Source organism: Pseudomonas marginalis (assembly GCF_001645105.1).
GTDB lineage: Bacteria > Pseudomonadota > Gammaproteobacteria > Pseudomonadales > Pseudomonadaceae > Aquipseudomonas > Aquipseudomonas petroselini.
Genome location: NZ_LKEG01000026.1, coordinates 216,421 through 234,344, shown reverse-complemented (window position 1 = coordinate 234,344; position 17,924 = coordinate 216,421). Strand labels below are relative to the sequence as shown.

Genomic DNA, 17,924 nt, shown 5'->3' with positions numbered 1-17,924 from the left:
TCCCAGACTCCCTTAAAGACTATTAATCAGCGTGCTGAAGGTTTCTTGCGCAGCCTTGATGATCTGCGACGACGCTGTGTAGTACTGCTGGAACTTGATCATGTCGCCCGCCTCTTCGTCCAGGTTGACCTGGGACACGGAGTTGCGCGCATTTTTGTTAGCCGTCAGCAACGCATTGGTGGCCGTGGTGTCAGTGGTGGCCGCAGCGGCCTTGGCGCCAACGGTGGACACCAACTTGCTGTTGGCCCCGACCAGGCTGGTGCCGCCGGTGCCATCTGTCGCCACGCCCACGGTGGCCTTGGTTTGCAGATTCAGCAGTTGCTGGGCATTGCGGTTGTCGGATACGCCCGTGGCGTTAAACGAAAAGGTGGTGCTGTCCCCATCGGTCGGCGAGCCCGCAACCGTGGTGTCAAAGCCAAAACTCTTGGCCGGCACCACCAGGGCACCGCTGGCATCACGCATCGGCACGTTGACGGTGATTTTATTGGCCTGCCCCGGAATGATGGTCCCCGAGCCGATAGGATCGCCCTTGGCGTCGTTAAGGGTATAGCTCTGAGTGCCATCAGCCGCCGGCTTGCCGAACACCATCTTCACCGGCATCGAATTTTCAATGCCAACGCGAAGCTGCGCGGTAGTGGCGCCACCCTGGATATCCAAGGGCAGGGTCAGGGTCGGCGGAGTGAAGCTACCGGTACCCTGGTTGGTTTTGCTGGCCTCCCCTTTCAGCGGCGCGGCAAACGCAATCTTGCTCGGGTCGTTGAGGACGGTACCGATATCCTGGGCGCCACTGGCGGTCGGGCTGACTTTAAAGCTGTCACCCGCCTGCATCGATCCGTTCGTGAGTTCCAGGGTAAAACCATCGATCACCGAGGGCGGTGTAGCCGAGATATCAAACGCGCCCATGGCTTTGCCATCAGAGCGCTCGACGGTGACTTTGTTGAGATCGGCAGGGTCGCTGAAGGTGACCTTGTAATCGAAGTTGGTCAGCTTGCTGGTGTCCTTGATCGTAACACCCAGGCTACCAACGCCCTGATTGCCTTGAGCGGAGAGGCTACGCAGCGCGACAGACGCAGCGCTGTTGATGTCCTTGAACATCGACGAGCCGAATTCGCCGTTCAGATCGATGCCCTGGCCCAGCTGGCTGTTGATCGTATCGGCAGTGACGATAGCAATGCGACCCAGGTCATTGATGGCCGGCATCAACACATCGCTGCGATAGCGCAACAAGCCGCCGATGCTGCCACCACTGATCACATTGCCCAGGTCCATCGCCGTCCCGCCAGACGCATTCATCTGAATCGTGTACTGGCTGGTGTCGCTCTTGCTCGGTACGGCGGAAAGGGTGTTGGACCGATCGCCCAGCACCAGGGACTGGCCAGTACCGGTGCTGACGCTGAACACACCGTTCTTCTCGCTGGCGTTCACGCCGATCAACTCATTGAGCGAACGTACGGCTTCGGCGCGCGCGTCCAGCAGGTTGGCCGGGGTGGTGTTCGAAGACCCCTGCACCTGGGTGATCTGCTTGTTGAGCGAAGCAATCGACGAGGTCAGCTGGTTGACCTGATCAGTCAAGGAGGTCAGTTGGCTGTTAATGGTTTCTTTCTGCTGGCTCAACTGGCTGGAGATCGAGTTGAAGCGGTTGCTCAATGTCTGGGCGCTGGTCAGCAGTATCTGGCGAGCCGAGGTATCGCTCGGGTTGGCCGAGGCGGTCTGAACAGCGGCAAAGAACGAGCTGAGTACGGACGACATGCCCGTCGTCTTGTCCGACAACGTCTTGTCCACGGCGCTCACTTGATCCAGGTAAGCCTTGGCATCGCTGTTCAGCGAGGTGCTGTTCTGGTACGCCGTGTCCAGGTATTCGTTGTACACCCGGCGCACGTCGGCCAGGGTGGTGCCGCTGCCGATGAACACGCCGCCATACTGGTTCGACGCATTGGCGCTCTGGGTGGTCTGCTGACGCGAATAGCCTGCGGTATTGGCGTTGGCGATGTTGTTACTCAAGACCGACAACGATCCTTGAGCGGCGTTAAGCCCCGACATCCCGATATTGAGCAAACTCATGGTTCAGACCTTATAAATGAGTGGTTGCGCCAGCGGCAGCGTAGTTCTGGTAACTGTTCATCGTTTTAGCGATCTGCGAAATCTTGCTGGCGTAGGCCGGGTCGGTTGCGTACCCGGCTTTTTGCAACTCGCGTACAAACTGTTCCGGGTTGTCGGCCGACTTCACAACTTCTTTATAGCGATCATTGCTTTGCAGCAAGGTCACCAGGTCGTGGAAGCTGTCCTGGTACGAGTTGTAGGAACGGAACTGCGCCGTCTCCTTGACCATCGCCCCGTCGCGGAACTCGCTGGTGATTGCACGTGCCTGGCCGCCCTGCCAACTCTGGCCGGCCTTGATGCCGAACAGGTTATGGCTGCTGCTGCCGTCTTCGGCGCGCATCACCGATTTACCCCAACCGGTTTCCAGCGCGGCCTGGGCCACCAGGTACTTCGGATCGATACCAATGCGCGCGGCAGCCGCCTTGGCCATCGGCAACATGGTGGCGACAAATTCATCCTGCGAACTGAAGGCTTTTTTCGCCGGCGCCAGCGGTGGCTGGGCCACGGCGCGACCGTAGACCTGCATGCGCCCGCTCGGCACGGCAAAGGTGCGCGCGGTGCTGTTGACCACGTTGTCGTCGGCGGCACTGTTACGCAGCGGTGCGCTTTTGGCATCGATCGCGACCGGCGCGTTCGGCACGATGCCGGCGAGCAAGCGATCGGTCAGTTTGCTTGGCAAGGCGATACGGCGCTGGTTCATCAGCTCCATGTCATTGCTGTGGGACGCTGCGGCGCCAGCCTGGGGCTCAGCCACGCGATACGCCCACAACGGGCGCTGGCCATTGGAGCGGCCCAACGGACCCTCAGCCTGGGTGCCTGCGGCAATTTCCGTCGGCACAGCGACTTTTTTCGCCGACTCGGCCGCCGCCGGGCCTTGCAACGTGGCGGCCTGGGCCTCCACCGGTTTGTTCTTCTGCATCTGGCGCATCAGCACGTCGGCCAGGCCGATACCACCGCCTTCACGGGACATCGAGACGGCCAACTGCTGGTCGTACATTTCCTGGTACTGCTTGGCCGCCGGCGTGTTCAGCGGGTTGTCTTTACCCAACGCCTCGGTAGCCGAACGCATGGACTTGAGCATCTCGCTCAAAAACAGCGATTCGAACTCCTGCGCCACCTTGCGCATGTTGCCTTCGCTGTTCTTGTCGTCGCCGACCTTGAGCTGGTTAAGCCGGTTCAAGTCGGAGTAAGACCCCGAGTCCGCCGTACTGCTTATACCGCTCTTGCGCATATCCATGGCCATGGCCTCAGATCACGATCAGGTCGGCTTGCAAGGCGCCGGCCTGTTTCAATGCTTCAAGGATCGCCATCAAGTCGCCGGGCGCTGCGCCCACTTGGTTCACCGCACGGACAATCTCATCCAGGGTGGTGCCGGGGCCGAACTTGAACATCGGCTTGGCTTCTTGCTGGGCATTGACGCGCGAGCGTGGCACCACCGCCGTCTGGCCGTTGGACAAAGGCCCAGGCTGGCTGACGATAGGGTCTTCGGTGATGGTCACGGTCAGGCTGCCGTGGGTCACCGCAGCGGGCGACACCTTGACGTTCTGGCCGATCACGATGGTACCGGTCCGCGAGTTGATGATGACTTTGGCCACCGCCTGCCCTGGGTCCACTTCGAGGTTTTCCAGGATCGACAGGTAATCCACGCGTTGGCTTGGGTCCAGCGGCGCGGTGACGCGGATCGAGCCGCCGTCGATGGCCTGGGCGACACCAGGGCCGAGCATGTCGTTGATCTTGTCGACCACGCGCTTGGCGGTGGTGAAGTCGGAGCGATTGAGGTTCAGGGTCAGGCTGTTGCCCTGGTTGAAACCGCTCGGCACGGTGCGTTCAACCGTGGCGCCGCCCGGAATACGACCGGCCGACGGCACGTTGACGGTGATCTTCGAACCGTCACGACCTTCGGCATCGAACCCGCCCACCACCAGGTTGCCCTGGGCGATGGCGTAGACGTTGCCGTCGATACCTTTCAAAGGCGTCATCAGCAAGGTGCCGCCGCGCAGGCTTTTCGAGTTACCGATGGACGACACCGTAATGTCCACCACCTGGCCCGGCTTGGAGAACGCCGGCAAGTCGGCACTGATGGACACGGCCGCGACGTTTTTCAACTGCACGTTGCCCGAGCCCGCCGGCACCTTGATGCCGAACTGCGAGAGCATGTTGTTGAAGGTCTGCAGGGTGAACGGCGTCTGGGTGGTCTGGTCACCCGTACCGCTGAGCCCCACCACCAGGCCGTAGCCGATCAACTGGTTGGAACGCACGCCGGAAATGCTGGCGATGTCTTTCAGGCGCTCGGCCTGGGCGACAGCGCTCAAGGAAAGCAGGAGTGCGGCCGCCAACAGCTGTTTGAAGTTCAAAGTGGCCACCTAGAAAGGGAACAGCGGGCTAAGGAAGAAACGGTCGAACCAGCCCGGCTGACTCGCATCAGCAAACGAACCTGTACCCGAGTAGGTAATGCGCGCATCGGCAATCCGCGTCGACGGCACGGTGTTGTCGGTGGAGATGTCATCGGCGCGGACCATACCGGCAATGCGCACCAATTCGTCGCCGGTGTTAAGCGTCATCCACTTCTCACCGCGTACGGCAATGATGCCGTTGGGTAATACATCGGCGACGGTCACGGTGATCGAACCGGTCAAGCTGTTGCCCTGCCCTGCGGAACTCTTGCCGTTGGTGGCGCGGTCACCGCTGTAGCCGGCGCTCAAGCTCAAGTCGCCATCGCCCAGGGGGTTGTTGGTGTTCGGCACGGCACCAAACAACGAGGTCAGGCCGATCCCCGTCTTGCTGGTCTTGCCCACCTGCGAGTTGGCGTTCTTGCTGGCCTGGGTCTTCTCGTTCAGGGTGATGGTGATGATGTCACCCACGCGGAACGCCTTGCGGTCGCTGTACAGGTTCTGTTCGAAACCGGCCTGGTAGATCGAGCCATTGTTGGCCGCCGCCGGCAACGGCGTGCGTGGCAACACCGGCGCGTAGTACGGGTCATTGGGCTTTGGCGTCGGGGCGACACAGCCCGCGAGCACGGCAATCCCACTCAATGCCAAAACAGAAACATAGCGATTCATGACCCTTACCTCACGGTGTTGCAGGCGCCCTCAAGAGCGCCCCAGACTTGATTACAGATTCTGCGTTACGAACGAAAGCATCTGGTCGGCGGTGGAGATCACCTTGGAGTTCATCTCGTAGGCACGCTGGGTAGTGATCATGTTGACCATCTCCTCAACGGTGCTGACGTTGGAGGTTTCCAGGGTGCTTTGCAGCGTGGTGCCGAAGCCGTTCAGCCCAGGGGTGCCGATTTGCGGCGCGCCGCTGGAGGCGGTTTCCAGGAACAAGTTGTTACCCATGGCTTGCAGACCGGCCGGGTTGATGAAGTCGGCGGTCTGCAGGTTGCCGATCACTTGCGACGCCGGGTTGCCGGCGACGGTGATGGACACAGTACCGTCGTTGCCGACGGTGAAGGTCTTGGCATCCGCTGGAACGACCACGGCCGGCTCCAGGGCAAAACCGTTGGCGGTCACGATCTGGCCGTTGGAGTCCAGGTGGAAAGTACCGTCACGGGTGTAGGAAGTAGTGCCGTCCGGTTGCAGGATCTGGAAGAAGCCACGGCCGTTGATGGCCATGTCCAGCGGCTGGCCGGTCTGTTGCAGGTTACCGGCGCTGAAGTTCTTCTGGGTGCCGACGATCTGCACACCGGTACCCAGTTGCAGGCCCGACGGCAGCTCGCTGTCCTGGGTCGACTGAGCGCCCGGCTGTTTCTTGATCTGATAGAGCAAGTCCTGGAACTCGGCACGGTCACGTTTGAAACCCGTGGTCGATACGTTGGCCAAGTTGTTGGAAATGGTGGTCAGGTTGGTGTCCTGGGCGGACAGGCCTGTTTTGGCAACCCATAGAGCCGGAAGCATGCTGTTCTCCTCTGTGCGCCTGTTTGTTGGCGCGACATCACAAATTAGTTAATGGGCTGCAATCAGCTCATCTGCATGACGCGCGTCATGGCCTGGTCGTCTTCTTTAGCGCTGTTCATCATCTTGATGTGCAGCTCAAACTGCTTGGAAAGCGCCAGCACTGCGGTCATTTCTTCCACCGCATTGACGTTGCTCGCCTGCAGGAAACCCGAGGTCAGCGTGACCGTCGCGTCAGCCTGGGCCGGCTGGCCATCCTTGGTGTGGATGGTGCCGTCCAAGCCTTTATTCATGTTCTTCAGGTCCGGCTGGACCAGCTTGATGCGGTCCACTTCCGCCATCACGCGCGGGCCTTCACCCATGGCGCGGATGCTGATGGTGCCGTCGGCACCCACTTCGATTTTCTGCTGCGGCGGCACGGCAATCGGCCCACCGTTGCCCATGATCGGCATGCCGTTGCCGGCCCGCAGAACGCCCAATGCGTCGACGTTCATGCTCGCGCTGCGCACGTAGGCTTCGCTGCCGTCCGGGGTCTGCACGGCCATCCAGCCATTGCCGCTGACGGCCACGTCCAGGTCACGGCCGGTCTCGATCATCGCGCCAGGAGAAAAGTCAGTGCCCGGGCGCTCGGTCAAGGCAAACGCCCGCGCCGGAAAGCTGTCACCGAACACCGGCATCGAACGCGCCTGCTCCAGGTCACGTTGGAAACCATTGGTGGAAATGTTCGCCAGGTTGTTGGCATGGGCCTTCTGCGCCAGAGCATTCTGGCTGGCGCCGGTCATTGCCACATAAAGGTACTTGTCCACGCTCTTTCCTCTTTCTGACGGACGCTTGCCGCCCACCGCTGTACTGATGAGGCTTAAGCAATTTGCGAACCAACTTTTGAAAAGAGCAGGAAGTGCAGGCGGGGCGGGGGTTTGCGGCGAGGTATGAAGATTTCAGGATTGAGCGAGAGTCGAAAAAACGGCGGACTACTGCCGCCTGCGGCAAACCCCGTCCTTGAAAACGACAAAGATCAAATGTGGGAGGGGTTTACTGTGGTGACCAGGCTTGCCCTGTGGTGAGTAGGCTTGCCCCGTGGTGAGCAGGCTTGCCCTGCGCCGGGCTGCGAAGCAGCCCCCCTTGAGTCGGCGGCGAACCCGTCGGGAGGACAAGCCCCACTCACCACAACAAGCCCCTTCCCAAAGGATTTATTTATTAGCCTTGAGAATTTCGTAGTCGCGCAGCTTGTTAGCGATGGTGGTGTGGGACACCCCCAGACGCTTGCCCATCTGCCGGCTGCTGGGATGCTCGGCATATAAGGCTTCGAGCACCGCTTTCTCGAACCGCCCGATAATCGCTTCCAGGCCACCCTCCAGCGAAAAATCGCCAAGCGGCTGACGCACCCCATAGTCCGGCAGCCGAATATGTTCGGCCTTGACCGTCCCGCCGTCACACAACGACACCGCTTGGAACAGTACGTTTTCCAACTGCCGCACATTGCCTGGCCAATGGTAATGACTCAGGCGATCCATCGCGGCGGGCGCCAGCTTGGGCAACGGGCAGCCGATCTGACGGCTGGCCTGGTCGAGAAAGTGCTCCACCAACGGCGCCAGGCCGTCGAGGCATTCGCGCAGGGGTGGGATATGCAGGGACAGCACGTTGAGGCGGTGGTAGAGGTCCTGGCGGAATTCGCCACGGGCGCACAGCTCGGACAAATCCACCTGGGTGGCGCAGATCACCCGCACATCCAGGTAAACCTCCTCATCACTGCCTACGCGGCGAAAGCAACCGTCCTGCAGGAAGCGCAGCAATTTCACCTGCAAGCGCGCGCTCATCTCCCCCACACCGTCAAGAAACAACGTACCGCCCGCCGTCAGTTCCAGCAGCCCCAACTTGCCTTCTGCACGTGCACCTTCGAACGCGCCGGGGCCGTAGCCGAACAACTCGGTCTCCGCCATCGACTCGGGCAGGCCGGCGCAGTTGAGCGCCATCAACGGCGATTGCCCACGCGGGCTGGCCAAGTGACAGGCGCGGGCCAGCAACTCCTTGCCGGTGCCGGTTTCGCCTTCTATTAATAGAGGCGCATCCAGCGGCGCCATGCGCCGGGCTTCGCGCACTACCGCAGCCATGACTTTGGAGCTCTGGAAAATGCTGTCAAAGCCGCGCAGCTCCTGCTTGCGCACGTTGTAGATGCGCTCACCCACGCGGTCCGCGCGGTGCAGGGTCAACACCGCGCCGGCCATGGCTTCGCTGTCGTCATGTTCGGACGATTGCAGCGGCGCGATGTCCGCCAGGAACACGTCACCCTTGACCTTGACCCGCAGACCATTGATCCGCGATTTGCTCGCACGCACCAGCTCCGGCAAATCAAAGTCTTCGGCATACCGCGACAACGGAATCCCCGGCACCTCGTCCACCCGCACCCCGAGCAACTGCGCCGCTGCACGGTTGGCGGCGACGATGGAGCCGCCCATGTCGATCGACAGCACCGGAAACTCCAGGGCGCCGAGCAGCGCATTCAGCTCCATGTGGCGCCGTTCGCTGGGCATCAGCCCTACCCTTTTCACCCCGAACACCCCGGTAATCGCCTCGAACTGCGGGCGCAGCGCCTGAAACTGCATGTTCACCAGGTTCGGGCAGTAGAGGTAAATGGCATTGCCATGCTCACCGCCCACTTCGCCCTTGGCGACGTTGACGCCGTACTCCACCAGCAGGTTGAGAATGTCCCGCAGGATGCCGATGCGGTTCTGGCAGTGCACTTTGATACGCATGAAGAGGCCCGAAATATAGGTAGGCGCCGCGTGTTTTTGTCGCAGGACGCAGATAGTCGTCAAGATTATGTGACAGCCAGAAGGGTTTTCCCAGCCCAGCGCAACGGCCAAGCGCACATGCGTAACGAATACTTTACGGAAATCGGTAAACTTTCCTACACGAGGGCGTTTTAAACAGATGGAATCCGGTCACGCACGGGTTATCAATAGGCTCATCGCAGGACATAACAAGAACGAATGCCTAGCAGGAGAGCCGTATGAAGCAGACGCAGTACGTGGCCCGCGAGCCCGACGCGCAAGGTTTTATCCACTACTCGCCGGAAGAACATGCGGTGTGGAACACCCTGATCACTCGCCAATTGAACGTGATCGAGGGTCGCGCCTGCCAGGAATACCTGGACGGCATCGACAAGCTCGGCCTGCCCCATGACCGGATTCCGCAACTGGGCGAAATCAACCAGGTGTTGGCCGAGACAACCGGCTGGCAAGTCGCCCGCGTACCGGCGCTGATCCCCTTCCAGACCTTCTTCGAATTGCTCGCCAACAAACAGTTTCCGGTGGCGACGTTTATCCGTACCCGCGAAGAACTGGACTACCTGCAAGAGCCGGATATTTTCCACGAGATCTTTGGCCACTGCCCGCTGCTGACCAACCCTTGGTTCGCCGAATTCACCCACACCTACGGCAAGCTCGGTCTGGCGGCCACTAAGGAGCAACGGGTTTACCTGGCGCGCCTGTACTGGATGACCATCGAGTTCGGCCTGGTGGACACCCCCGAAGGCCGGCGTATCTACGGTGGCGGCATTCTGTCGTCGCCCAAGGAAACGGTGTACAGCCTGTCCTCTGAGCCTGAGCACCAGCTGTTCGACCCGCTGGAAGCGATGCGCACGCCCTATCGCATCGACATCCTGCAACCGCTGTACTTCGTGCTGCCCAACCTCAAGCGTCTGTTCGACGTGGCGCAGGAGGACATCATGGGCATGGTTGAGCGCGGCATGCAGCTGGGTCTTCATGCGCCAAAGTTTGCGCCCAAACCCAAAGCCGCGTGAACCTTACATCTTGAGGCCAGGTGAGTCTGTTCCCTGGCCGCGCGTTGCTTTAGGGTGACGCTACTGACCTTCAACTTTCGAATTCAGGACATCCCATGACCACCTTGAACCAAGCCCACTGCGAAGCCTGCCGCGCCGATGCCCCGCAAGTCAGCGATGAAGAGTTGCCGGTGCTGCTCAAGCAGATCCCCGACTGGAACATCGAAGTGCGCGACGGCGTGATGCAGTTGGAAAAGGTTTTCCTGTTCAAGAACTTCAAATTCGCCCTGGCTTTCACCAACGCCATGGGTGAAATCTCCGAAGCCGAAGGCCATCACCCCGGCCTGCTCACCGAGTGGGGCAAGGTCACCGTGACTTGGTGGAGCCATTCCATCAAAGGCCTGCACCGCAACGACTTCATCATGGCCGCGCGCACCGACGAAGTGGCCAAGGACGCCGAGGGCCGCAAGTAATGCATTTCGATGCCATTGGCCGCGTGCCCGGCGACCCGATCCTCGGGCTGATGGACCTGTACGCCCAGGACGCCAACCCGAACAAGTTCGACCTGGGCGTCGGCGTCTATAAGGACGACCAGGGCCTGACGCCGATCCCGCACTCGGTGAAACTGGCCGAGCAGCGCCTGGTGGACACCCAGGCCACCAAGACCTACATCGGCGGCCACGGTAACGCTGCGTTCGGCAAGCTGATCTGCGAGCTGGTGCTCGGCGCGGACTCCGCGCTGATCCGCGAACGCCGTGCCGGCGCCACCCAGACCCCAGGCGGCACCGGCGCCCTGCGCCTGAGCGCCGACTTTATCGCTCAAAACCTGCCGGGCCGTGGCGTCTGGCTGAGCAACCCGACCTGGCCGATCCACGAATCCATCTTTGCCAAGGCCGGGATCCCGGTCAGCCATTATCCGTACGTGGGCGCCGACAATCGCCTGGATGTGGCGGCGATGCTCGCCACCCTGTCCAGCGTGCCTCAGGGCGATGTCGTGCTGCTGCACGCCTGCTGCCACAACCCGACCGGTTTCGACCTGTCCCAGGATGACTGGCGCCAGGTGCTGCAGATCGTGCGCGAGCGCCAGTTGCTGCCGCTGATCGACTTCGCCTACCAGGGCTTTGGCGACGGCCTGGAGCAGGACGCCTGGGCGGTGCGCCTGTTTGCAGCCGAGCTGCCGGAAGTGCTGGTCACCAGTTCCTGCTCGAAGAACTTCGGCCTGTACAGCGACCGTGTCGGCGCGTTAATCGTGTGCGCGGCGGATGCGGAGAAGCTGACGGATGTGCGCAGCCAGTTGGCGAACACGGCGCGTAACCTGTGGTCGACGCCACCGGACCATGGCGCAGCGGTGGTGGCGACCATCCTCGGCGATGCCGAGCTGAAAAAACGCTGGAGCGACGAAGTAGAAGCCATGCGTTCGCGCATCGCACACCTGCGTTCCGGACTGGTGGAGGCGTTGGCGCCCCATGGCCTGTCGGAGCGGTATGCGCACATCGGCGCGCAGCGCGGCATGTTTTCCTATACCGGCCTGAGTGCCGAGCAGGTTAAACAGCTGCGGGAGAAACACAGCGTGTACATGGTGAGTTCTGGCCGGGCGAATGTGGCAGGGATTGATGCCACGCGGTTGACGCTGCTGGCCAAAGCCATCGCCGACGTATCCAACTGAAGAAACAGCATTAAAACTGTGGGAGGGGGCTTGCCCCCGATGGCGGTATATCAGTCAAGCTTACAGCGACTGACACTCTGCAATCGGGGGCAAGCCCCTCCCACATTTGTGACCTGAGTAGCCCTTTAGCCTGTGACCATCTCGGCCTTAAGCTGCGCCTCCTTCGCCTGCGCATCCGCCAACCGATACAACTCGATACTCCCATCCCAGTGCTCGATCAACGCCGTGCACGACTCCACCCAATCCCCGCAGTTGAGGTAATCCACCTCGCCCACCTTGCGAATCTCCGCGTGGTGGATATGCCCGCAGACCACGCCGTGCAACTCGCGCTTGGTTACTTCGTGGGCGATGGCTTCTTCGAAATCGCTGATGAAGTTCACCGCCGTCTTGACCTTGTGCTTGAGGTACGCCGACAGCGACCAATAGCCATAGCCGTAGCGCGCACGCCAATGGTTCAGCCAGCGGTTCAGCGTGAGGGTGAACTCATAGGCCGAGTCGCCGAGAAATGCCAGCCAGCGGTGATAGCGAGTGATCACGTCGAACTGGTCGCCGTGGATCACCAGCAGGTGCCGGCCATCGGCAGTCACGTGCACGGCCTCGTCCACCAGTTGGATATTGCCCAGGATCAGCTTGGAGTAGCGGCGCAGGAATTCGTCGTGGTTGCCGGTAACGTAGATCACCTCGGTGCCGCGCTTGGCCATGGTCAACAGGCGGCGGATCACGTTGGTGTGGGCCTGGGGCCAATACATGCCGCCACGCAGTTTCCAACCGTCGATGATGTCCCCTACCAGGTAGACCTTATCGGCGTGGTAGCCCTTGAGGAACTGCGACAAATGTTCGGCCTGGCAATCCCGTGTGCCCAGGTGCACGTCGGAAATCCACAGGGTACGCACCCGTTGCTTGCGGCTGGGCTTGGTCAACTCGGCACTGGTCATGGGCATCCCTCGACGGTGTTTTCGCGAGCTTGCGCCAGCGCGATTAATAGCCCATGACAACTGTGCGTCAGTCTGATGACAGCGCCCACCGACTGCGAAGCGTTGTAGACTGCCGACTTGCCGCCCAGGAGACCGCGATGAGCCCCACTCTCACGCTACGCCACTACCTCGAAGCGCCCATCGCCCACAGCCATGACCATGCGCAGTTGGTGTTCGGCCTGTCCGGGCACCTGGACCTGGAAGTCGACGGGCGTGGCAGCCAAGTGCGCGAAAGCAGCGTGATGGTGCTGCCCTTCTCCGCCCACCACGCCTGCGGCAGTCGCGACGGCAGCCGCTGCCTCGTGCTGGACGTGCCCACCGAGCACTGGGTGCTGCAATCGTTGGGCACGCATGCCGATGCCAGTCGCCGCCTGCTCGACCAACCGGCACGGCTGGCCCTGGACTCGCGGCAACACCAGTTGGTGCAATGGCTGGCGCAGAGCCCGGTGGATGACCCGCTGATCGCCCAGCAAGGCGCAGTGCTGTTGCTGGCCAGCCTCAACCATCCGTCTGCCCAACCGCTGCCGGGCCGGCGCCTGCCGTATGCGGCGTTCAACGCGCACATCGAGCGCCACGTAGCGCACCCGCTGCAGGTGGCTGACCTGGCACGCATCGCCGACCTGTCGGTAGCGCGCTTGCACGCACGCTTCATGGCGGAATGCGGGCAAACGCCCATGGACTATATCCGCAGTCGCCGCCTGCACATGGCCTTGGACCTGCTGCGCCAAACGCCTCTGCCGGTTGGTGAAATCGCCGATCGCGTCGGCTATACCTCGCAAAGTGCCTTTGCGGCCGCGATGCTGCGCGAGTTTGGCGCCTCGCCGGGCGCATTGCGACGCAACGCCTAGGAAGAGCCTTGCGATAACAATCGCGAGCCGCACGACAGACGCCTGCACGGCCGAGCCACTAAACTGCGCTTCTGTCACCCGCTTGATTCAAGGACTGCAATGACTCCCCGCTCAGCCCTCGGCGCCCTGCATATCGGTGCATTGATGTTTGGCCTTACCGGCGTATTCGGCAAACTGGCGGCCGCTTCACCGGCCATCATCGTCTTCGGGCGCGCCGTGTTTGCCGTAGTGGCCCTGGCGGTATTCGCACGGTTCGCCAGCAACACCGCCTGGAAAACACTCGAGCGGCGCGACTGGCGTCGGCTGCTGGTGAGCGGCGTATTGCTGGCGGCGCATTGGGTGACCTTCTTTATTGCGGTAAAGGTCGCCGGCGTTGCGGTGGCGACCCTGGGTTTCACTGCGTTTCCGGCCTTTACCGTGATTCTTGAAGGGTTGATTTTCCGCGAGCGTATCCGCGCCAATGAAATAGTGCTGGTGATACTGGTCAGCGTCGGTCTGGTGCTGGTCACCCCGGACTTCAACCTCGCCAGCGAAGCCACCGGCGGCTTGCTCTGGGGGATCGCCTCGGGGCTGCTGTTTTCCCTGCTGTCGCTGAACAATCGCGCCAGTTCCGGCCGCATTCCGGCAGTGCAGGCCGCGTTGTGCCAGAACGTGGTGGTCGCGGTGTGCCTGTTGCCCGTGGCGGCACCGGGGCTGACCGAGGTGCGGGCGATTGACTGGCTGTGGATCGGCCTGCTCGGCGTGTTCTGCACCGGCCTGGCCCACAGCCTGTTTGTCGCCAGCCTCGCGGTGATCAAGGCGCGCACGGCCTCGGTGGTGTTTGCCATGGAGCCGGTGTACGGCATCACCGCGGCTTGGCTGCTGTTTGCCGAAACCCCGACGCTGCAGATGCTGCTGGGTGGCGTGCTGATCATCGTCGCTATCGTGCTTTCCGGACTGATGGGCAGTGCCAGCCAGGCCAAACAGCCTGCGGCGACGGCGTGATCTACACTTTAAACATCCGCAACAGTTTGTCGTCGTTCAACGGATAACCGACACCTCGACGACAGCCTGGGTATTTTCTGAAGTTGCTGTACGCGAGTGGTCACAACCTCAACGCGATGCGGGAGCTTTACCATGGAAATGCTCATCAGTTTGTTGGTGCAGATAATCAGCGGGACCATCGGCGGCAACATCGCCGGGATGACCAGGCAGAGTCTTGGGACAGGGCTTAACACAGTGATCGGGGGTGTCGGCGGGGCGCTGCTGGGCCAGATCGTCGCGGTACTGACGGGCGCCTCCGGTGGTGAAGCGCTGGATGTGGCGACCGTTGGCAGCAACATTGTCGGCGGTGGCGTCGGCGGGCTGGTGCTGACCTGGGTGATTGGCTTCATCAAGCAAAAAATGGCCGCCAAATAATCCCCCCTGCACGGTCACCGCCCGCCGACGGCGGTGACTTTTACTGCGTACGGTCGTTGTGCCCCAGGTCACGCTGCGGGTCGATCTGGTCGCGCACGCGCTGCTTGAGCACCTTGGCTTCAGGGAAACCACCGTCGGCCTTACGCTCCCAGATCTGTACGCCATCGCACGTGATGCGAAAAGCGCCACCGGTTGCCGGCGCCAGCGACACCTGGCCCAAGTCATCGGCGAACGTGCTCAACAATTCCTGCGCCAGCCACGCCGCGCGCAGCAACCACTGGCACTGGGTGCAATAGGTGATAACGATCTCGGGTTTGATCGAGGACATAATTTGAGAGGCTCCTGGCGTAACGGGCTCGGCGGATCGAGTGGCTATAATAGCGGCCTTTATCGCCCAGCCTCGAGATTCATGATGCGCCGCCTGCTGTCCTGCCTGTTCCTGTGCCTACTCCCTCTTGTTGCCGACGCCCTTGAACCGCCACGTCCAAAAATCGGCCTGGTGCTGTCCGGTGGCGCCGCCCGTGGGCTGGCGCATATCGGCGTGCTCAAGGCGCTGGAAGAGCAAGGCATCCAGATCGATGCGATTGCCGGCACCAGCATGGGTGCGGTGATCGGTGGGCTGTACGCCTCCGGCTACAAAATCGATGAGTTGGAAAAGCTCGCGCTGAGCATCGACTGGCAACAGGCCCTGTCCGACGCACCACCCCGCGAGGACGTACCGTTTCGGCGCAAGCAGGATGACCGGGATTTCCTGGTCAAACAGAAACTCAGCTTTCGCGACGACGGTAGCCTGGGCCTGCCACTGGGCGTGATCCAAGGCCAGAACCTGGCGCTGCTGCTGGAAAGCATGTTCGCCCACAGCAGCAACACGCGAAATTTCGACAAGCTGCCGATTCCCTTCCGCGCGGTAGCGACCGATATCACCACCGGCGAGAAGGTGGTGTTCCGCAAGGGCCACCTGCCCCAGGTGATCCGTGCCAGCATGTCGATCCCGGCGGTATTCGCCCCGGTGGAGCTGGACGGTCGGCTGCTGGTGGACGGCGGCATGACCGATAACATCCCGCTGGACGTGGCGCGGGAGATGGGCGTGGATATCGCCATCGTCGTCGACATCGGCACCCCACTGCGCTCGCGCAAGCAACTGGCGACGGTGGTGGACGTGCTCAACCAGTCCATCACGCTGATGACCCGGCGCAACTCCGAAGAACAACTCAAGGACTTGCACCCCAAGGATGTGCTGATCCAGCCACCGCTCGCCGCCTATGGCGTGACCGACTTCGGCCGCGCCAAGGACATGATCGACGCCGGCTACCGCGCGACTCGCGCCCTCGATGTGCGCCTGGCCCACCTGCGTCCTGCCGAACCGATCGACCCGCAACTGGTGGCCGCGCGTACCCCCGGCGAGCGCACCCCGGTGATCACCGCGATCACCGTGGAAAACGATTCGAAAGTCAGCGACGACGTGATCCGCTACTACATTCGCCAACCCCTGGGCGAGCCGTTGAACCTGGGCCGCCTGCAGTCGGACATGGGCACCTTGTACGGCCTGGATTACTTCGAGCAGGTGCAATACCGCGTGGTCAAGAAAGGCCAGGACAACACCCTGGTGATCAGCGCGCGCGGCAAACGCAGCGGCACCGATTACCTGCGCCTCGGCCTGAACCTCTCGGATGACATGCGCGGCGACAGCGCCTTCAACCTCGGCGCCAGCTACCGCATGAACGGTATCAACCGCCTCGGCGCCGAGTGGCTGACGCGGGTGCAGATCGGTGATCGGCAAGAGCTGTACAGCGAGTTCTACCAGCCGATGGACACCGGCTCGCGTTACTTTGTCGCGCCTTATCTCAGCGCCCAGGCACAGAACGTCGAGCTGATCCTGGACAACGATCCCATCTCCGAATACCGCCTGGAACGCTACGGCTTCGGCTTGAACGTCGGCAGGCAGATTGGCAACAGCGGCGAGATCCGCTTCGGCGTCGGCGAGGCCTGGGGCAAGGCGGATGTGCGCATCGGCGACCGGGACCTGCCCAGTGTGAGCTTCAGCGAAGGCTTCTATGAACTGAAATACTCCTTCGACTCTCTGGACAATGTGTACTTCCCCCATACCGGCGAAGACATCGGCCTGGCCTACCGCGAATTCGAACCGGGGCTGGGCTCGGACCAGCGCTACCGCCAATGGGAATTCAAGTTGGACAAGGCCATGAGCCACGGCCCGGACACCCTGGTGCTGGGGGGACGCTACGGGCGCACGCTGGATGATTCGGATGTGGTGATTTCCAGCTTCCTGCTGGGCGGTGCGCGGCAGCTGTCGGGCTTCCGCCAGGACGCCATCTCAGGCCAGAACATCAGCCTGATGCGAGCGGTGTATTACCGTCGACTGACGCCACGTTCGTACCTGCCGCTGGATTTCCCGCTGTACCTCGGTGCGTCATTGGAACGCGGCCGGGCGTGGAACAACGACAATGAATTCGACAGCGGCTACATCAACGCGGCGAGTATCTTCCTGGGGTTTGATACACCGTTGGGGCCGCTGAATTTCAGTTATGGGTTCAACGATGATAATCAGAAGGCGGTGTATCTGAACCTGGGGCAGACGTTCTGACACACGAGGGGATTGTAGTGAGCGGGCTTGCCCCGCGCTGGGCTGCGAAGCGGCCCTGAATCCAGGCGACTGATTTCTGACTGAAAAAGCGCGGTGACTGCAGTGGGGCTGCTTCGCAGCCCAGCGCGGGGCAAGCCCGCTCACCACAAAAGCCTGCTCATCACAGCAAGCCCGCTCACCACAGCAGACCCGCCCAGCGTCAATCAGCGTTTGTTTGCCTCAGGACTTTTCCAGATTCGCCAGAATGTGCCCATGCACCCGCATACACACTCGCAAATCGGCTTCATCCACCCCCACAAACAACTCATGACGCAAAGCGGTAGCAATCGTCTCGATCTGCTCGATCAACGGCCGGGCGGTATCACACAGCAGAATGCGCTTGGCACGACGGTCTTCCACCACCGCCTGGCGTTGCACCAGGCCTTGACCTTCCAGGCTGTCCAGCAGGCGAGCCAGTGTCGGCCCTTCGACGCCGACGCTTTGCGCCAATTCGCGCTGGGTGGGTGCATCCTCGAAACGGGCCAAGTGCAACAGCACCAGCCAGCGCGCCTGGGACAAGCCCAGCCCCGCCAAGCGGCGGTCGAGCTCGGCGCGCCAACCACGGGACATTTGCGCCAGCTGCATGCCAAATCGGTGTTGATCGGTTAACGGCATAAAAAACT

17 protein-coding genes are annotated in these 17,924 nt (G+C 61.7%); 7 read left to right on the top strand and 10 right to left on the bottom strand.

Annotated features, from left to right (window positions below; all coding sequences use genetic code 11):
- Positions 1-12: 12 nt before the first annotated feature.
- The 7 genes from flgK to AO064_RS06035 form a co-directional block, all read right to left on the bottom strand.
- Positions 13-2,061: a flagellar hook-associated protein FlgK gene (gene flgK, locus AO064_RS06065; protein WP_064052721.1), complete on the bottom strand. Its 2,049-nt coding sequence runs from the start codon at positions 2,059-2,061 to the stop codon at positions 13-15.
- Positions 2,062-2,071: 10 nt separating this feature from the next.
- Positions 2,072-3,343, bottom strand: a complete 1,272-nt coding sequence (flgJ, locus tag AO064_RS06060) for a flagellar assembly peptidoglycan hydrolase FlgJ (protein ID WP_043205712.1) — start codon at positions 3,341-3,343, stop codon at positions 2,072-2,074.
- A gap of 4 nt (positions 3,344-3,347) precedes the next feature.
- A complete protein-coding gene (locus tag AO064_RS06055; protein ID WP_015885207.1) occupies positions 3,348-4,454 on the bottom strand; it encodes a flagellar basal body P-ring protein FlgI in 1,107 nt (368 codons plus the stop codon).
- 9 nt (positions 4,455-4,463) lie between these two features.
- On the bottom strand, positions 4,464-5,159 hold the full coding sequence (flgH, locus tag AO064_RS06050) for a flagellar basal body L-ring protein FlgH (RefSeq protein WP_015885208.1): 696 nt from the start codon (positions 5,157-5,159) through the stop codon (positions 4,464-4,466).
- Positions 5,160-5,210: 51 nt separating this feature from the next.
- On the bottom strand, positions 5,211-5,996 hold the full coding sequence (flgG, locus tag AO064_RS06045; RefSeq protein ID WP_005790105.1) for a flagellar basal-body rod protein FlgG: 786 nt from the start codon (positions 5,994-5,996) through the stop codon (positions 5,211-5,213).
- A gap of 62 nt (positions 5,997-6,058) precedes the next feature.
- The gene (locus tag AO064_RS06040; protein ID WP_015885209.1) at positions 6,059-6,799 is read right to left on the bottom strand and encodes a flagellar basal body rod protein FlgF; all 741 of its coding nucleotides are present in this window, start codon (positions 6,797-6,799) and stop codon (positions 6,059-6,061) included.
- Positions 6,800-7,183: 384 nt separating this feature from the next.
- Entirely contained in the window at positions 7,184-8,746 is a 1,563-nt protein-coding gene (locus AO064_RS06035; protein WP_064052720.1) for a sigma-54-dependent transcriptional regulator, read from the bottom strand.
- 257 nt (positions 8,747-9,003) lie between these two features.
- Between AO064_RS06035 and phhA the strand changes: the two genes are divergently transcribed.
- The 3 genes from phhA to AO064_RS06020 all read left to right on the top strand — a co-directional run bounded on the left by phhA (position 9,004) and on the right by AO064_RS06020 (position 11,440).
- Positions 9,004-9,795, top strand: coding sequence for a phenylalanine 4-monooxygenase (phhA, locus tag AO064_RS06030; RefSeq protein WP_064052719.1), 792 nt, complete (start codon positions 9,004-9,006; stop codon positions 9,793-9,795).
- Positions 9,796-9,890: 95 nt separating this feature from the next.
- The gene (locus AO064_RS06025) at positions 9,891-10,247 is read left to right on the top strand and encodes a 4a-hydroxytetrahydrobiopterin dehydratase (RefSeq protein WP_010208721.1); all 357 of its coding nucleotides are present in this window, start codon (positions 9,891-9,893) and stop codon (positions 10,245-10,247) included.
- Positions 10,247-11,440 carry an amino acid aminotransferase gene (locus AO064_RS06020; protein WP_064052718.1) on the top strand — a complete coding sequence of 398 codons (1,194 nt, stop codon included), beginning with the start codon at positions 10,247-10,249 and terminating at the stop codon, positions 11,438-11,440. The genes AO064_RS06025 and AO064_RS06020 overlap by 1 nt, the downstream gene beginning before the upstream one ends.
- Before the next feature lie 125 nt (positions 11,441-11,565).
- On the opposite strand, the gene AO064_RS06015 is transcribed toward AO064_RS06020, so the two are convergent.
- Positions 11,566-12,375 (bottom strand): UDP-2,3-diacylglucosamine diphosphatase, encoded by an 810-nt coding sequence (locus tag AO064_RS06015; protein ID WP_015885213.1) that lies wholly within the window; start codon positions 12,373-12,375, stop codon positions 11,566-11,568.
- Between the two features lie 137 nt (positions 12,376-12,512).
- Here AO064_RS06015 and AO064_RS06010 point away from each other — a divergent pair, with 137 nt between their 5' ends.
- The 3 genes from AO064_RS06010 (at position 12,513) to AO064_RS06000 (ending at position 14,660) form a co-directional block, all read left to right on the top strand.
- The gene (locus AO064_RS06010; RefSeq protein ID WP_046036026.1) at positions 12,513-13,262 is read left to right on the top strand and encodes an AraC family transcriptional regulator; all 750 of its coding nucleotides are present in this window, start codon (positions 12,513-12,515) and stop codon (positions 13,260-13,262) included.
- A 99-nt stretch (positions 13,263-13,361) separates the two neighbouring features.
- Positions 13,362-14,246, top strand: a complete 885-nt coding sequence (locus AO064_RS06005) for a DMT family transporter (protein ID WP_064052717.1) — start codon at positions 13,362-13,364, stop codon at positions 14,244-14,246.
- Between the two features lie 132 nt (positions 14,247-14,378).
- A complete protein-coding gene (locus AO064_RS06000) occupies positions 14,379-14,660 on the top strand; it encodes a hypothetical protein (protein ID WP_015885216.1) in 282 nt (93 codons plus the stop codon).
- A gap of 40 nt (positions 14,661-14,700) precedes the next feature.
- Here AO064_RS06000 and AO064_RS05995 read toward each other — a convergent pair whose 3' ends face one another.
- Positions 14,701-14,988 (bottom strand): Rdx family protein, encoded by a 288-nt coding sequence (locus AO064_RS05995; RefSeq protein ID WP_015885217.1) that lies wholly within the window; start codon positions 14,986-14,988, stop codon positions 14,701-14,703.
- A gap of 84 nt (positions 14,989-15,072) precedes the next feature.
- Between AO064_RS05995 and AO064_RS05990 the strand changes: the two genes are divergently transcribed.
- Positions 15,073-17,262: a patatin-like phospholipase family protein gene (locus AO064_RS05990; protein ID WP_046036025.1), complete on the top strand. Its 2,190-nt coding sequence runs from the start codon at positions 15,073-15,075 to the stop codon at positions 17,260-17,262.
- 219 nt (positions 17,263-17,481) lie between these two features.
- On the opposite strand, the gene AO064_RS05985 is transcribed toward AO064_RS05990, so the two are convergent.
- Positions 17,482-17,916 (bottom strand): MarR family transcriptional regulator, encoded by a 435-nt coding sequence (locus AO064_RS05985; RefSeq protein ID WP_015885219.1) that lies wholly within the window; start codon positions 17,914-17,916, stop codon positions 17,482-17,484.
- Positions 17,917-17,924 lie beyond the last annotated feature (8 nt).

Coding starts and splice junctions, on each gene's coding strand:
- flgK (WP_064052721.1), bottom strand. CDS start 2,061: ATGAGTTTGCTCAATATCGGGATGTCGGGGCTTAACGCCGCTCAAGGA.
- flgJ (WP_043205712.1), bottom strand. CDS start 3,343: ATGGCCATGGATATGCGCAAGAGCGGTATAAGCAGTACGGCGGACTCG.
- flgH (WP_015885208.1), bottom strand. CDS start 5,159: ATGAATCGCTATGTTTCTGTTTTGGCATTGAGTGGGATTGCCGTGCTC.
- flgG (WP_005790105.1), bottom strand. CDS start 5,996: ATGCTTCCGGCTCTATGGGTTGCCAAAACAGGCCTGTCCGCCCAGGAC.
- AO064_RS06035 (WP_064052720.1), bottom strand. CDS start 8,746: ATGCGTATCAAAGTGCACTGCCAGAACCGCATCGGCATCCTGCGGGAC.
- phhA (WP_064052719.1), top strand. CDS start 9,004: ATGAAGCAGACGCAGTACGTGGCCCGCGAGCCCGACGCGCAAGGTTTT.
- AO064_RS06025 (WP_010208721.1), top strand. CDS start 9,891: ATGACCACCTTGAACCAAGCCCACTGCGAAGCCTGCCGCGCCGATGCC.
- AO064_RS06020 (WP_064052718.1), top strand. CDS start 10,247: ATGCATTTCGATGCCATTGGCCGCGTGCCCGGCGACCCGATCCTCGGG.
- AO064_RS06015 (WP_015885213.1), bottom strand. CDS start 12,375: ATGACCAGTGCCGAGTTGACCAAGCCCAGCCGCAAGCAACGGGTGCGT.
- AO064_RS06010 (WP_046036026.1), top strand. CDS start 12,513: ATGAGCCCCACTCTCACGCTACGCCACTACCTCGAAGCGCCCATCGCC.
- AO064_RS06005 (WP_064052717.1), top strand. CDS start 13,362: ATGACTCCCCGCTCAGCCCTCGGCGCCCTGCATATCGGTGCATTGATG.
- AO064_RS06000 (WP_015885216.1), top strand. CDS start 14,379: ATGGAAATGCTCATCAGTTTGTTGGTGCAGATAATCAGCGGGACCATC.
- AO064_RS05995 (WP_015885217.1), bottom strand. CDS start 14,988: ATGTCCTCGATCAAACCCGAGATCGTTATCACCTATTGCACCCAGTGC.
- AO064_RS05990 (WP_046036025.1), top strand. CDS start 15,073: ATGCGCCGCCTGCTGTCCTGCCTGTTCCTGTGCCTACTCCCTCTTGTT.
- AO064_RS05985 (WP_015885219.1), bottom strand. CDS start 17,916: ATGCCGTTAACCGATCAACACCGATTTGGCATGCAGCTGGCGCAAATG.